Below are 16267 nucleotides of genomic sequence, written 5' to 3' on the forward strand. Positions count from 1 at the left end.
TTTGCAAACTGCCTACACCCGCAATCGCCGCTGTTTGGCCAGCGCTGTAGTTGGTGGTATCACCGGCTACATTAAAGCCCGTCACCGTTACGGGACCATCGACACTGCTCGTGCCAGTGAGGACGTTGCCATTTAAGGTCGTATCTTCCGCAACACTTAAGACTTCATTCGCATCAGTAAAGGCATCATCCACTGGAGTCACGTTGATGGTCAAAGTCGAGGTATCGCCACTGCTGCCATCGGTCATCGTGTAGGTGATCTCAGGCACTGGACCGTTGTAATTGGCAACAGGAATAAAACTGAACGTACCATCGCCATTAATTTGCAAACTGCCCACACCCGCAATCGCCGCTGTTTGGCCAGCGCTGTAGTTGGTGGTATCTCCTGCTACGTTAAAGCCGGTTACCGTCACCGGACCATCCACACTGCTCGTACCACTGAGCACGGTACCGTTTAAGGTGCTGTCTTCCGCAACACTTAAAGTTTCATCGGCATCACTAAAGGCATCATCCACTGGAGTCACATTGATGGTCAAAGTATTAGGAGTTGGATCGAGATCCACACCACCATTTAAGGTACCGCCGGTATCCTGCACCTGAAATGTAAAGTTTATGGTGCCATTCATGTTGGAAGTAGGAACAAATACCAGAGAACCCGCATTAATAGCTGCAGTACTAATCACTTGTCCTGTGGTAACTGCGGCTCCGTTTAAATATAGCGAGCCATCAAGCGGTAGTGTGCTAATTTTTACCGCAAGAAGACTGTCTGCAGGATTATCATTAGGATCAGTGAAACCAAAATCAGCCGCATTGAGAACAATTGGTGTATCTTCCGCGGTCGTTATAGTGTTATCAGTACCTTCCGGTGCGTCATTAACTGAACTGACACTCAATGAAAAATTGGTACTGTTTTCTATAGTGCCATCAGACAAAGTATAAGTCATTAACGGAATTGGACCATTGTAATTGGGAAATGGAGTAAAACTGTAGTCACCATTAGCCAGAATAGTTAGTTGGCCTTTGCCATCGATCGTAACCGTCTGTCCTGCTTGATATACAACAGTATTACCTTCCAATGTAAAGGTAGTAATGGATATAGGATCGCCCTCTGGATCCTTATCGTTGATTAATAGATTTCCCGTGATTGCAGTATCTTCACGCGCAACACCATTCTCAGGAAGCGCATAAGGAGCATCATTTTCGCCATGAATGGTAACCGTTATTTTTTGTATGGTGCCATCCGTCGCTACTGCATCAAAGGTCACGACTTGTACTTCACCGGCTTTGAGTGCATCAACCAAAGGGCTATTATCATGCAGTTCGTAAGTCCATTTTCCAGTAGAATCCATTGTAAATGTACCCAATGGCCCTGTTTTATCTCCGGGAATAAAACCATCAACGCTCGTAATTTGAGCTGCAAATTTTGGTGCTCCAGGGATAGAATTATTTAAACCACCGGATTCCGTTACCTCTCCAGTAAAAATTCCATTTATTACTGATGGAGGGATAGTAATATCGGGTATAACTACCGCATCAGATTGTGCTGATATTAATGGTTCTGCTGCAGTTTCTGATATCGGTCTGAATACAATTCCTTGGGGATCCATTAGTGATCTGTAATTGTCAAACGATAGCGGTAGGGAATTGTATCCAGAGGAAACCAGGCCTGCGCCATACATGGGATCTATATAAAAGGAGTCGCCGCCTGATCCAAGCACCTCAACACCGGCCGCAGTTGCACCAAGCACATCAAGAACCAGTGATGGGTCAATGCCTTTAGCGATTGCCTCCTGGATGAGCTCTTCATTGGCATTTAAAGCACCAAATTTCAATGCAGGAGAAATTCCATCAAGGGGAAAGGGTTTATTTAAAGCTAACGCTTCTGGAAAGCCCTGAACAAATTGAATGTATGCCTCACCACTTAATAAGGTAAGGATATCTCCTTGGTGTAGTGGAGCACCCGACTTGACGATATGTGCCTCTCCATGAGCATTGATTTTTTCAAGTATTCCGTTTAAAGCTCTGACAACGCCAATGACTGCTTGAGTTACCATCTTTTATCCCCATAAAATTACAGCTACCCAAATTAAGAATAGTTCAAAAAATAGACTTAATGCCCAATTAAATGTAACAATACTGTTAAAATTTGAATCATCCTGGATTAGCTCACCAGTGCCATCCTGAATTACCCCAAATTAATCGATAAGACGTTCATAGAAGCGTAGTTGACGCCTATATAATCTATAAATTCATTATTTATTAAATGAATAAATATCAATTTAACATCAGTTTATTAATTACAAGTATGTAAAGAAAGATTAAAATTAAACAAAGTCGTAGACAACCTACATAAATTACCGATTAGGCTATATGGTATAAGTGCTATGAAAAAAAATTCCCCAAAAATATTAAACTGGAAAGAACGGTTTATTTACCGATACTATGCTTGCGATCGTTTTGTGCGTTTTGTCATTCAACATTTTATTCAGGATGAATGTACCTATATTGCATCAGCTTTATCGTTCACAACCTTACTAGCCATAGTGCCATTGATGTCTGTAGGCCTGGCAATATTCTCTACTTTTCCTATCTTTCAAAATTTGGCCGATCCTGTTCAGAATTTCATATTTGAGAATTTTGTTCCTGCTACAGGGAAAGTCGTTCAATCCTATTTACAACAATTTGCATCTCAAGTATCTAAACTGTCAATCTGGGGCATTTTTTTTCTGGTTATTACTGCTTTGCTGGTCATGTTCACCATTGAACGGGCTTTAAATAAAATTTGGCGGGTGTCTTCATCGCGTCATGGCGTACCGGCTTTCTTGATTTACTGGGCTATAATCTCATTGGCACCAGTGATTTTAGGATTGAGCCTGGCAGCCAGTTCGTATTTATTTTCCATGCCGATGTTCCTCGAACACCAACCGCCATTTATCCTTTTGCATTACTCACCAATAGTTCTTTCCTTAATAGGTTTTACATTTTTATATATTATCGTCCCAAATTGCCCAGTTAATATAATGCATGCTTTTTGGGGCGGTTTAGTAGCAGCAATTTTATTTGAATCTGCAAAACAGGCCTTTGCTTATTATTTGATCCGTTTTAATACTTATGAATTACTTTATGGTGCTTTTGCTACAGTTCCTATATTTTTTATCTGGGTTTACTGGGTTTGGCTTATTACTCTTCTCGGAGCAGAAATCAGTTATGCATTTTCTGTCCATCATCAACGGCGAGAAGGTAAATCCCTGGATGGTTTCTCACATGCCTTGCTCTGGTTGCATCAGTTATGGGTAGCTCAACAGAATGGTCGAGGTCTGAGTTTTAACGAATTGGTAGATGCCAGCAGTCAGCCATTTACTGTAGACGTTGATGAAATGATTAATGCCCTAATTCATCTTGAACTGATTCATGCGACAGCAGACGGTCACTACATGCTAAGCAGGGATCTGAGTCACATTACTTTATATGATTTGACTCAACTGTTACCCTACCGCCTTCCCACTCATTTAGAACTTGATTATTCAAAATCGTCTCTGGCAGAACAATGGCGTGCCGCGTTCAGAAAAAATGATGAGGATTTACAAAAATCTCTGAACATTAATCTGGAAGAGTTATTTAACAAAAGTGCCAGCTAAACAGTTAAATAGCTTTTTCTGTAAACGATTCTTTGTTAACTTGAGTCTGAATTTTATAAGCAATGGATATGGTACATTTATTTGGTTTATTAGCTGGTTATTGGTGTTGCTAAATAAACCAAAAATATCCTGGAGAGAAATGTTTTGTTGTGATCTGTGATGTTCTTTTTAACTGGAATTGATTGTCGCCAATAATTTATCAGGAATGTATATCCAGATATCAATTCAATTACTGGCTAAATCGATTTAATCTGTTAGTTTCAATTTGAGTATTCTTATAATTGGCAACTGGTGTTGTTTGAACTATGATTTATTGTTGAATCATCATTTTCATCCTTAGTTGAACTCTCAACATCCAAAAGCACAAGTTCATCATCAACTTTGGGAGTTTGTGAATCTTTTATTAAAGCCTGTGCAGAAAGCTTAACCTCGACACTACTTGCTTTCAATGCATTTAAATAGGCTATTAATTCATTAACAGTCTTCAAACGATGCTCTATTCCTTTTAATCGTTCCTCGGATGGTTCATATTTAGGTTGAAAAAAAGAAATAACTGCACCAGTGGGTGATAATTCAACTTTATTCAAGATTTTATCCTTGACTAAACGAAGATTGATTTCGAAATGCTCTAGATAAGTATTATCTAAAAAATGTTGATAAGTAAAACCACTCAGACAACTTAAAAAGCCATTAACTCTAGCCCAGGTGCAATTTTGACAAGCATTCTTAAAGGTTTCGACTAAAGTAGCCTGATCCAAATGCTTATTAACGGATAATAATTTGTGAAGACTGGCACTGTCTGTAAACAGGTCTTTAAAAAATGCAGAAAAAATTTCAACTAATTTCTGTGCTCTTGCACTGGGTGATGCGGTCATTTTTGTCCACAAAGCTCTCACATCTCCCAAAATTCTCGGATCATTTAAAGTTTTTTTAGGATTTATGCCACCAATCATCCAATACAATAAAAATTCATACGCTTTATCACCATCTAAACGTTCAAACTTAATGCCACCTGAATACATGTCTTGTCTACCCAGAAAATCGGTAAGCGACTTATATGCAGCAGATTGTTCTTCTGAAACGAGCGAATCACTGGTTAAAATATAAATAATTCGTGTACAGGTTGATAGCTTTACAGCATCACAAGTTTTTTCAACTCGGTACAGAGGGTCTTGCTCTCCGCGTGGTTTTGAATATTGATATAAATGCAAAACAACTAATTTATTCAGGTCAAATTGAGGCATAAATTGTACTGGTTAAACAAAACGTATTACAAATAATACATAAACAAGCCATGATGAACAACAAAAAATCTTTGGGATCATGAATAATTTTAAAAAATCTGAAGCCATGCTCTCAAAATAGCAACTTAAATCAATAACTGCAGTAATTGAAAATTCAGAATGGTTAACTTACCGGAAGCATTGGTCATGAACGCTCCAATCCTTATTGGCAGTTAACCATTAACCGAGGGTTAAAGAATATAACGAGCCAAATCCTCGTCTGCAACCAACTGGCCAAGATTTTTATCCACATAGGCTCTATCTACATGTACGGATTCTCCCGATTTATCAGTTGCCTCAAATGAGACCACCTCGAGCAAACGTTCCATCACAGTATACAATCGGCGTGCCCCTATATTTTCCATACGCTCATTAACTTGCCAGGCGACTTCAGCGATACGCCGAATACCGGTTTCATCAAAAGTTAGGGTTAAACCTTCAGTTTCCATCAATGCAGCGTATTGCAGAGTCAATGAAGAACTGGGCTCCGTCAGAATACGAACAAAATCATCAACTGTTAGTGCTGACAACTCGACCCGAATAGGCAAGCGTCCTTGCAACTCAGCAATTAGATCGGATGGTTTGGCAACATGGAATGCCCCAGATGCAATGAATAAAATATGATCTGACTTAACCATGCCATATTTTGTTGATACAGTAGTGCCTTCAACTAATGGAAGTAAATCTCGCTGTACCCCTTCACGGGATACATCCCCTCCACTCCCCTCAGAACGCTTGGCAACTTTATCCAATTCATCAATAAAAACAATTCCGTTCTGCTCAACACTTTCTATTGCTTTGACTTTGATGTCTTCTTCGTTAATCAGTTTAGCGGCTTCTTCTTCACGCAATATTTTCATCGCCTTGGCAATAGTCATTTTACGTGTTTTTGTACGATGACTGCCGACTTGTTGAAACATGGACTGGAGCTGGCTAGTCATTTCTTCCATACCAGGAGGCGCCATTATTTCAATGCCAACAGGGGCAACAGCAATGTCGATTTCAATTTCATTATCATCAAGAGTACCTTCTCTCAATTGCTTGCGAAACACCTGTCTTGCCGTAGAATCTTTTTCCCCTGGTGTTAATGTGCCTCGAGCAGGAGGCAAGAGCACATCCAAAATGCGCTCTTCAGCAGCATCTTCAGCCAAGTGCTCCACTTTCTTCATCGCAGATTCACGTTCTTGCTTAATCGCTATATCCGTTAAATCACGCAAAATCGAATCAACATCACGCCCCACATAACCAACTTCAGTAAATTTGGTTGCTTCAACTTTGATAAACGGAGCTTGAGCCAATTTTGCCAGACGTCGGGCAATTTCTGTTTTACCAACGCCTGTTGGGCCAATCATTAAAATATTCTTGGGCATTATTTCACTGCGTAAAACTGGATCCTTAATCTTCATTCGACGCCAACGATTACGCAAAGCTATTGCTACCGCTCTCTTTGCATCATCCTGGCCGATAATATGTTTATCCAGTTCCTGAACGATTTCTCTAGGTGTCATTACTACACTATTATTTGCTGTCATTATTCAATTCTTCTATGGTTAAATTATTATTGGTATAAATGCAAATGTCTCCGGCAATAGTTAATGCTTTACGCACTATATCTAAAGCGGACAATTTGGTATTTTCCATCAATGCTTTAGCTGCTGCCTGGGCAAAAGGACCTCCGGAACCTATAGCGATTAAGCTTTCTTCTGGCTCTATGACATCGCCATTACCGGTAATAATTAGAGAGGATTTACTGTCTGCTACGGCAAGTACTGCTTCAAGCCGTCTTAACATTCTGTCGGTTCGCCAGTCTTTAGCAAGCTCAACTGCAGCCCTGACCAAATGGCCTTGATGCATTTCCAGTTTGCTTTCAAAGCGTTCAAATAGAGTAAACGCATCAGCAGTGCCTCCTGCAAATCCGGCAATCACTTTATCTTTATACAATCGCCTTACTTTGCGGGCATTGCCCTTCATCACTGTGTTACCCAAGGTAACCTGACCGTCACCACCTATAACAACCTGATTACCACGTCGTACGGATAGTATTGTTGTCCCACGATATTGTTCCAAAATTAAACCCTCAAGTCATACTGAAAGTCTACACATGGGGATGATAATTAAAAATTCAATGGGAATATGGTTAAAAAAATGAAATGCCATGAGACAAAGGCTGTATTTCAAGATGCTCGGCCAAGCTCTGTCCAACATCTGCAAAGCTATCGCGTCTCCCGATAAAGCGACCAGTCAAACTGGGACCATAGGCTAGAACAGGAATATGCTCACGGGTATGATCTGAACCAGGAAAAGTAGGATCACAGCCATGATCTGCTGCAATAATGACAATGTCGTCTGGATTGAGTAAAGAAGACAACTCGGGTAATCGGGCATCAAACTGTTCCAGGGCATGGGCATAACCAGCAACATCGCGTCTGTGTCCGTATGAGGAATCAAAATCTACAAAATTAGTAAAAACCAAACTGCCTTTAGGTGCAGTTTTCATTGCCTCAAGAGTTGCATCGAATAAAGCCATATTGCCATCTGCTTTAATTTCTTGAGTTACCCCTTGATGAGCATAGATATCAGCAATTTTTCCTATGGATATGACCTCTCTGCCTGCATCATTTAGAAAATCCAGCAAGGTTTTTTCAGGTGGTAATGTAGCATAGTCTTTACGGTTAGCGGTGCGCTTAAAGGACCCCGGTTTACCAGTAAAGGGTCTCGCAATAACTCGGCCAATTTGATATTCATCCACCAGATTTCGAGCAATCTCGCAAATATCATATAAGCGCTGCAAACCGAAAGATTCCTCATGCGCAGCGATTTGAAAAACGCTGTCAGCAGAAGTATACACAATAGGTTTTCCGGTTCGAATGTGTTCCTCTCCCAACTCATCGAGTATGGTTGTTCCGGAAGCATGCTTTTCCCCCAAAACCCCTGGTAAGCCTGCTTTTTGAATAAATGAATCAATCAGTTGTTTCTGAAAACAATGAGGCTTATCAGGAAAATACCCCCATTCAAAAGAAACGGGTACACCGGCTAATTCCCAATGTCCGCTTGGAGTATCTTTACCTAAACTCTGCTCTACTGCGTAGCCATAATGACCTTCTGGTTCTGGCAGCGTCGCCAAATCGACAAAGTGCAAACCTGAACTGGCAACCGCAGCATGGTATAATCCCAGCTTGGCCAGATTAGGTAATTTTAAAGGGCCTTGGCGTACGCCAAGAATATCGCCAGAACCACGCTCACAGACTTCATGAATGTGAACAAAAGTATTGGCACCTTCATCCCCATACCGCGATGCGTCCAGACTGGCTCCTATACCAAAGGAGTCCATTAATAAGATACAAACTCGTCCTGTCACTATTTATACTCGGCTTGATTACAATTCGTTTCTTTCAATCCAAATAATAGCAGAAAAGCAATCACGAGTCCCACAGGCAATATTATTGCAGCATGCTGATAGGCTTCCAGCATGTAGACAGGCACTCCATTTATCAAGTGCATACCGCCATAATTAGTTAAAAGAGTGCTAAAGAGATTCTGATAAACAAGATAACCACCCTGAGTCAGTATGGAAATCACACTAACAGCCGTTGCGGTCATCATGGGAGAGCTGCTTTCAGCAACCAGGGCATAACTGATTACCTGAGCAGAGGTAAAGAACCCAAGGAGGAAAAACAGAACGGCCATCGTATTTAAAGAAACCGGAAGATACAGTACAGCTAATAATGTCAGCATGGACGCAAGCACACCTGCTTTCATTGGCAAAATTCGTAATCCTACTCTATCCGAGATCCAACCGACCAAAGGCGCTCCGACTATAGCTCCAAAAAATAACATGCCATTCACCATAGAAGCCTGTTCTGGACTTACGCCCAAGCGTTGTTCCAGATATAAGGTACCCATCATGGCTCCAAATACTGCAATCGCCATATTCATTAAACTGGTATAAAGCGCGGCACGTAAATATTGAGGATTTAAATAGGCAGTTCTCGCCGCAGCAAAAATTTTGATGGGTTGCCCTTCTTTTTTAATAGCGACCTGTGGCCTTTCCTTGATCCAAAAAAACATAACGACCAACATGGCAAATCCAAGTATTCCAACGTCCTGAACAGCCTGCCGCCATCCGACATACGCGACAAGTTTGGTTAAGGGATACTGAGCCAGCATACCTCCAGTCATTGCCATAGTGACTATAGCTCCCGTTACTAACGCCATTCGTTTGGGAGGAAACCAATGAGAAGCCAGGCGAACAGGGCCAAGAAAACAAAATGCACTTCCAATACCGGTTATAAACCGACAAAATAATGCAACATAAAAAGAGTGTGAATAAGCGAGAATAAAAGTACTGACCACGCAAAGCGACATTGCAATAAGAATGGTATTTTTAATGGAAAATCGATCGAGTATCATTCCGGCTATGAATAAAAAGATGACATTTGATAAATAATAAATGCTCGATAGATAGGCCATTTTATCGGCTTGAATATGATAATCCTGCATGATGTTGGCCGCGATAGAGGCAAACATATTTCCTTGAATAAATTCATAGAAGAAAAACAGAGTTGCGGCAAAGCATACAATCCAGGGTAATAAAGATGATTTCATATCATCATATCCTCTCAACTCATCCACTATCTGCATTATTACTCCTCTAGTTTATTATCGTTTGCAATACGTTTCTCGGGTCACTAACACAGCAATTAACGCCGCAACCGCTGCAATCGGAAACATCCACATGGCAAATTGAAAATCTGCAACCGAATATTCTGTCACGGCTGTGCCGGCATGATGCGACATAAGCCAGCCAAATAATATCTGCCCCACGCCGCCTCCGCCCATGATAATCACAGAGGCGATACCGGTAGCTGCACCCGTGTTTTCAGGTTGATTGCTTTCAGCGACCAGAGGATAGGATATGACCTGGGCACTGGTAAACAATCCCAGGGCAAAAAAGATAATACTTAGAAGAGTTTGAGAAAGAACAACGTGCATAAACAATGGAATGACAGTAATCAAAGTCGCAATAGCCCCAGCAATCATCAAAGGCTTGCGACGTCCTTGTGAGTCAGAAAGCCAACCAACCAAAGGACAACCGATAACACTTCCCATAAAAATCAGACTCACAACATTACTGGCTGCCATATCCGGTAAATGATGTACTACTTGAAGATAACTGGCGCCCCACAAAGCACACAAAACCATAATGGGTAAATTAAGAAGAGAAGTAAATAATCCAGCCAACCAGTTTTGGCGGTTAAACAATGCCTTGATAAAACTGGATGCAACATCACCCTGAGTCGTACGAGTTCTTATAGGAGAGTCCGCCGGTCTGTCCTGAACAACACAGTAAATCCAGATTAATAAAACTGCCCCAACCGCTCCATCAATCAATAAAGCTTTCCGCCATCCAAACAGATCATAAAGATAAGCGAAGGGAGTATGGGCCATCATGCCACCTATAAAGGCCATGGTAACCAATGAACCAATAACCAGAGCTTGTCTGCGCGGAGGAAACCAATGAGAAACCAATACGACACATGAAAGAAAACAAAACGCATTTCCAATTCCGGAAAGAAAATGGAAAAAAGAAGCCAGAAGAAATGAGTCGGTCATCGCAAAGCCAACAGTTCCAACAACACAAACCATCATGGCAGTCAAAATAACTCGACGTGTAGAAAAACGGTCCAGAATAATACCTGCCGGCAAAAGAAACAGTATGTCGGCCCATAAATAAGCGCTGGACATCCAACTCAATTGTGCGGCATCAATGTGAAAATCTTCGCGTAATGGTTGATTGATTACATCAAAAATATTCAGCTGAAAAAACTCATAGAGAAAGAATAGGCCTGCAGATAAGCAGACGATCCAAGCCATTAAGTCACCACGAGGTACACATGATCTCGAATCTACTGCGACAGAATGCGACACTGTTACTCCTAATCAAGGCCTAAAAGTTGCGGCAAATTATATCAAAATCTAAAGAAGATTGGTATCTTTATTGAACAATTTATTATGAATCTCTAAAATTCCCGCCTCTTTGCGTTTAAAATGCAAACGGCATGTTGAGACATAAGATTCATTCCCGCCAATTAATACCTGCTCCCCTTCCACCACAGCCTTACCTTCAGCGTCAATTCTCATATTCATATTTGCTTTTCGGCCGCAATGACAAATGGTTTTTAACTCAATCAGTTCATCTGCCCAGGCAAGTAAATATTGGCTTCCCGGAAATAACTCCCCTCTAAAATCAGTTCGTAAACCATAGGCCAAAACTGGTATGGACAAATTATCAGTAATTTCCGTTAATTGATAAACCTGATCTCGAGTCAAGAACTGAGCTTCATCAATAAGCACACAAGCGTATTGTGCGCCCTGTTGCTGCGATTCACAGGTAATTGCGTGCAAATCATCAGTTTCGTTGAATGCGAAGGCCTGCTCGTTTAATCCTATTCGAGAACTGATAGTACCAAATTGGTAACGTGTATCGATTAGGGGAGTGAATAACAGCGTCTGCATTCCCCGCTCTCTGTAATTATGACTGGATTGAAGTAATACGGTACTTTTGCCCGCGTTCATCGCGGCATAATAGAAATATAATTTTGCCATGGAGTAAGTATGTAATCCGGAATGTTGCTACTTTACTATGACTTGATTTGAGAAACTACCAATAATGAGAATTAAATTCTGTTATTCCTGAGCAGATATTTATTCGCAGGATTGGAAACGTCATCCCGAATGCAATGAGGGATCTCCTGAATGTGGCACTGTGCCTGCATGGGGAGATCCTTCGCTACGCTCAGGAAAACGTGATAACCACCCAATTAACAACTAAGCGCAGGAGAATGCATCAAAAATACTTTGTTTTCTTTATAGTGAATTGTTGTAACAGGTGTAAATTTAGAAAATAACTCAGGAGGTATCTGTCCTACATTAAGCGCATTGATCACCAAATAATTATCTAAATTTTTGGAGAACAATCTGCATAAATAATCAATATCTCGTGTGGCAATTACCTTGCCTGATGAATAAAACTGAGCAGAAAACCAGGTAAAAAAGTCCCAATAAACCAGGTTACTTCCTGGAGCAGGATGTTGTTTCAACCAGGCAGAGACTATAGGCTTTTGCGTTTTAGCAACAAGCTCCGGTTTAACTTCAAAAACTGCTGTTGCAACCAAAAAAAACAAACCGCAAACTAATGATAATTGCAGGATCCACTGGCTTTTTTCCAAGGAGTTATTTGAACGATTCCAAAGTTCCGTAAAAAATAAAGCAAAAGCCGGCAAAGAGGGGAATACATAGGGATAAATAATGTTGCTGGCAAAAGTAAAAAAGGCGAGAGGCCCTATCATACACAAGAAAAGATAACTCATCCATCCATCATCATCACGACAAAGCGAAGGCAGGGTTTTTCCATGCTGTAACAACCACTTACCCCCAACTATGCACCAGGGAAATACCCCAACAACAGCATAAAGCCAAATCATGCCTTTAGGTTCGTTATGTGCCATCCCGTACTTGTCGCCCGTCCATCCAGGAGTTAGAAATCGATTCAAATGTTCGCCAATAATAAAATAATTGAGGAAACCAGGGGTGCGAATTTCAGCGAGAATATACCAGGGAAGTGCAATAGCCAGAACGAGCAGGGTGCCTTTGATCCATGGTAACCGCCTCCATAAATTCACCCATTCATTACGTAATAACACCCAAAAGAACACAGGAATTCCGACCAGAACAATGGCTATGGGACCTTTTGCCAATAATCCAAGACCTAGTGCGATAAAAAACACATAAGACCAGATTCTGTTGTGATACATCACGGCATGCCAGAACGAAACGGTTGCCAAAGTGGTACAAAAGACCAACGAAGGATCGGTCATAACAGTGCCTGCATCGAGAAAAAAATATAAAGTTCCAGCAAGCACTAAGACAGATGCTGTTGCCACAACCAAGCCACTGTGTTTTTTCGCCAGATCCCATATGAGCCATAATACGCCTATGGAAAGCACTAGCCCTGGCAAGCGCACAGCGAATTCGTTAATACCAAATATTTTCATGGAGATGGCAGAGAACCACACGGATAAAGGGGGCTTAGCCCAAAATGGAACTCCATAGTCATGCTGCAAGGTCACCCAATCCCCGGTCTCCAGCATTTTCCGTGCTATTTCACCATAACGCGCTTCCGTAGAATCATTAAGTGGAATAAAGTAACTGGCTATAATCCGACATAGCAGAAGAACAATTAACACAAATACTGCGTTTGTAAAAAATTTCTGCCTATGCAAATCATCACTCTTGATATTCAATTTATACCTCAAAAACGGTATCCAATAGATTTCAGAATGGCGCGCTTATATCAAACACAAATAAAGATTAAACTGAATGCATTTTATAAGAAAAGCGTTCTATCAGTTACAAGCTGCAAAAGCTTTTCCATATAGAAGACCTTGGCAAATCGATTAATCGTATGGGTCAAAATAAACTCTCAAAATCGAACCACGTAATGCTGATGCGTGGCTCTGGGCGCGCATTTAAATCCTATTACGATCTAAAAAGCTGAATATAGTACTCTTTAAATAAATTTGTTCAATATTATTTTGACTTGACAAGATGTTTTTTCAGCCAAAATAAAGACTAACATAATGATTTATATTTGTTTTTCATGAAAACGCAAATTGTATAATGAAAATACATGACGTAAAGAAAAGTTTAGTTTACACTGAGTCCTGTAAGGAGTTCTTACATTATATTATTTTGGAATTTTGGAGAATAACATGACGTTAGTTTTAAAGGATTTTGAACATTTAAAAAGCCATTTTAATGATTGTGTCGCCTTCGTACTTTTACGAGAAAAGAAGAATGAGATTGCAAATCTACCCCCCAGAAGAAGGGACGAACTTCAATTTTTAAGCACTTTAATCCAGGAACTGGATACTCTGATTACTCAGGCGAAAGCAACTGAGAAACGGGCAGTGACAGCAAGATCAGTCAACACACTTTATGCGGCTATGAACGTAATCATTGCGGACATCGATAGAAGCAAATCTGCCTATGAATCAAGTGGAAAAGTTAAAGATCGATTAAACATTGCCATGGGAATTACCGCTGAACACCAACCCAGTGCGGAACAATATGTAATGTTCTATAAATCGTTTAATCAATTTATGAAACAGATTTATGTTGAAAATGATTCACGAAATGGGTTTAAAAAAGGCCATATTTTTCAAACCGTCCCCATGGACAAATTAGTGAAATTTACAAAAATAGGTTTCGAATTCGAAGAAGCGGAACAAAACAACGTCAATAGCAGTCTTGTTGCCGGAGAGACAACAAAAGCGGATGGTGCTTGGTATAAACCTCTTAGAGAAGCATCAGGCTCAATTGTGGCTCCATTTAAATCCTATGCTGATTTAGCAAATGAGCTGCATAAGTTAATTCTTACAGAAACTGCAGATAAAAATGCAGCAGATATCTCGTCTCTGGATGAAAACAGAGCACTTCAGCTTCAGTTCCTCAAATCATTGGAACAGAGCCTTTCAAGCCCTAAAGCATCAGGAATCAAAGATGCAGAAAAAACTGCAATCCTCGCTGGAGCAATGTATCTTATTCGCGGATTTATTGCCGTGGAATATGGACATGAACCATTAAGCCACAAAGATATTACAGCAACGCTGTTGCGAAATGGCTCTGTAGTCCATACTGAATTGACCAGAATTCTTAATGCTAAAGCAACCGCTGTAGAAGATATTGAGGTATTGGTTACTGCAGCCAATCAGTACATCCGCCACATGACAGTTCAGACCGCAGACGCAAAAGAATCAATCAAACCTGCACACATCTTCACAAGCATCGAGAACTTCCCACTGATTCCAATGTTATCAATGGCACAAAATATAGTTCGTTCATGCCGTGATAAAGCCATTGATCTTTGCGCGATTCAATTAAATAAAGAAATTGAAGCAGCCAAACCCAAAGAGGCCAGTTCGTCCTATAGTTCTACTATATACAGCTGGTGGAAAAAGACTCCGAAAGTACCCGAAGAAGAGGAAGAACTGGATGCTCAACATGAAGAAACATCTAATGCAGCATGTTCCTCTTCATCATCTTCATCCGGAACGTCACAACTGTCCATTTAATTTAAATATACTGAATCATCTGATTCATAATTTGAATTAATTTAGACTGGCAGCAGTTATTATTGACCATATTAACTGCTGCTTCATCTTTGGTAATGAATATTTTTCTATATTATCAATTGGAATAAGCCATTTAGCTTAAATTTTGCTACAATAGCCCTAATAAATTAACCTGATTACCTTAAAGACAGCTAATTTCTAATGAAAATCAAATCACTTACTAACACCCTTTTATTTTGCTGCATGAGTTTTACTCTGGCATCGTCCATGTCATTCGCTCACAAAAAAGAGATCGCCATTACAATTGATGATCTACCCTTTGTAGGTGAATACAGAAACTTTCATTTAAATATGATGATGAACACAATGAAAGAACAGCAGATTCCTGCTACCGGTTTTATCATTGCGAAAGAAGTCCGCAATGACAATTGGGAACTATTGCAAAAATTCCGTGACTCGGGGTTTGGTCTTGGTAATCATACCTATTCCCATGCGAACCTCAACATCCTGAAGACCAAAGAATACATTAAAGAAATTAAGAAGGCTGACACGATTCTGGCTCCAGTTCTTACAGAACCCAAATATTTCAGATACCCTTATTTGGCAATGAGTTCAGGAAGCAAAAAAAATAAAATTCTTTGTTACCTTGCCAAAAAGAACTATCAGGTTGCACCCATCACCATAGACAGCAAAGATTTTGTCTTTAATCAACGTTTGTTGTCTGTACCTGAAGTGAACAGACGGGATTATCTCGGGGAAATGAAACCTTTTTACCTTGATTTCATTTGGCAGCAGACGGTAAAAGCGGAAGAACATACCGAATATCATCATAATCCGGATCAGGCACAGATACTGTTAATTCATGCCAATTTGCTGAACGCCTATGTCTTGCCTGATATCATTAATTTATACAAAGAAAAAGGCTATACCTTTGTTAATCTGGAAGATGCCCTTAAAACGTTTAAAGACTCCGCACACTGTCCTCAAACCAACTTAAAACCCGGTATTCTTGCCCAAAATAAAGTGAAGACCCCTACCGTTACCGACACAGATATTGAATCTTTCGTCGATTGGGATTGATAACATCTGATCTGTTTTGCTCATGATGCTGGCATTTTTTAAGTCTAAGCTAAAATTCACAGTTGGGCTGAACGCCCAACAACTACTTTAATACATTATTAATTAATTTCCTCTAATCCAACTTATCATGCAAT

At 40.4% G+C, this 16267-nt stretch carries 12 protein-coding genes; 3 read left to right on the forward strand and 9 right to left on the reverse strand.

The features are described from left to right. Positions 1-2053: Ig-like domain-containing protein (locus ELY21_RS07265; RefSeq protein WP_127108259.1), on the reverse strand; the 2053-nt coding region annotated here is incomplete at its 3' end. Positions 2054-2383: 330 nt separating this feature from the next. On the opposite strand from ELY21_RS07265, the gene ELY21_RS07270 reads away from it, so the two are divergent. Continuing rightward, the gene (locus ELY21_RS07270; protein ID WP_127108261.1) at positions 2384-3637 is read left to right on the forward strand and encodes a YihY family inner membrane protein; all 1254 of its coding nucleotides are present in this window, start codon (positions 2384-2386) and stop codon (positions 3635-3637) included. A gap of 275 nt (positions 3638-3912) precedes the next feature. On the opposite strand, the gene ELY21_RS07275 is transcribed toward ELY21_RS07270, so the two are convergent. The 8 genes from ELY21_RS07275 to ELY21_RS07310 all read right to left on the reverse strand — a co-directional run bounded on the left by ELY21_RS07275 (position 3913) and on the right by ELY21_RS07310 (position 13223). Further along, a complete protein-coding gene (locus ELY21_RS07275) occupies positions 3913-4881 on the reverse strand; it encodes a hypothetical protein (protein WP_127108263.1) in 969 nt (322 codons plus the stop codon). A gap of 230 nt (positions 4882-5111) precedes the next feature. Further along, the gene (hslU, locus tag ELY21_RS07280; protein ID WP_172463052.1) at positions 5112-6452 is read right to left on the reverse strand and encodes an ATP-dependent protease ATPase subunit HslU; all 1341 of its coding nucleotides are present in this window, start codon (positions 6450-6452) and stop codon (positions 5112-5114) included. Then, the gene (gene hslV, locus ELY21_RS07285; RefSeq protein WP_028384269.1) at positions 6439-6987 is read right to left on the reverse strand and encodes an ATP-dependent protease subunit HslV; all 549 of its coding nucleotides are present in this window, start codon (positions 6985-6987) and stop codon (positions 6439-6441) included. Before hslV ends, hslU begins: the two co-directional genes overlap by 14 nt. Before the next feature lie 70 nt (positions 6988-7057). After that, complete coding sequence (locus tag ELY21_RS07290) at positions 7058-8278, reverse strand: phosphopentomutase (RefSeq protein ID WP_127108265.1); 1221 nt, start codon at positions 8276-8278, stop codon at positions 7058-7060. Continuing rightward, positions 8278-9561 (reverse strand): nitrate/nitrite transporter, encoded by a 1284-nt coding sequence (locus ELY21_RS07295; protein WP_127108267.1) that lies wholly within the window; start codon positions 9559-9561, stop codon positions 8278-8280. The genes ELY21_RS07290 and ELY21_RS07295 overlap by 1 nt, the downstream gene beginning before the upstream one ends. Positions 9562-9579: 18 nt before the next feature. After that, a complete protein-coding gene (locus ELY21_RS07300; RefSeq protein ID WP_199741668.1) occupies positions 9580-10848 on the reverse strand; it encodes an MFS transporter in 1269 nt (422 codons plus the stop codon). 48 nt (positions 10849-10896) lie between these two features. Continuing rightward, positions 10897-11526, reverse strand: coding sequence for a thymidine kinase (locus tag ELY21_RS07305; RefSeq protein ID WP_127108271.1), 630 nt, complete (start codon positions 11524-11526; stop codon positions 10897-10899). A gap of 215 nt (positions 11527-11741) precedes the next feature. Next, the gene (locus tag ELY21_RS07310) at positions 11742-13223 is read right to left on the reverse strand and encodes a glycosyltransferase family 39 protein (protein ID WP_127108273.1); all 1482 of its coding nucleotides are present in this window, start codon (positions 13221-13223) and stop codon (positions 11742-11744) included. 468 nt (positions 13224-13691) lie between these two features. Here ELY21_RS07310 and ELY21_RS07315 point away from each other — a divergent pair, with 468 nt between their 5' ends. Both ELY21_RS07315 and ELY21_RS07320 read left to right on the forward strand, forming a co-directional pair. Then, a complete protein-coding gene (locus ELY21_RS07315) occupies positions 13692-15053 on the forward strand; it encodes a type IV secretion protein Dot (protein ID WP_127108275.1) in 1362 nt (453 codons plus the stop codon). Positions 15054-15254: 201 nt separating this feature from the next. Further along, positions 15255-16133 (forward strand): polysaccharide deacetylase family protein, encoded by an 879-nt coding sequence (locus ELY21_RS07320; protein ID WP_127108277.1) that lies wholly within the window; start codon positions 15255-15257, stop codon positions 16131-16133. Positions 16134-16267 lie beyond the last annotated feature (134 nt).

Origin of the sequence: Legionella sp. km535 (assembly GCF_003990085.1) — a bacterium.
GTDB classification, from domain to species: domain Bacteria; phylum Pseudomonadota; class Gammaproteobacteria; order Legionellales; family Legionellaceae; genus Legionella; species Legionella moravica.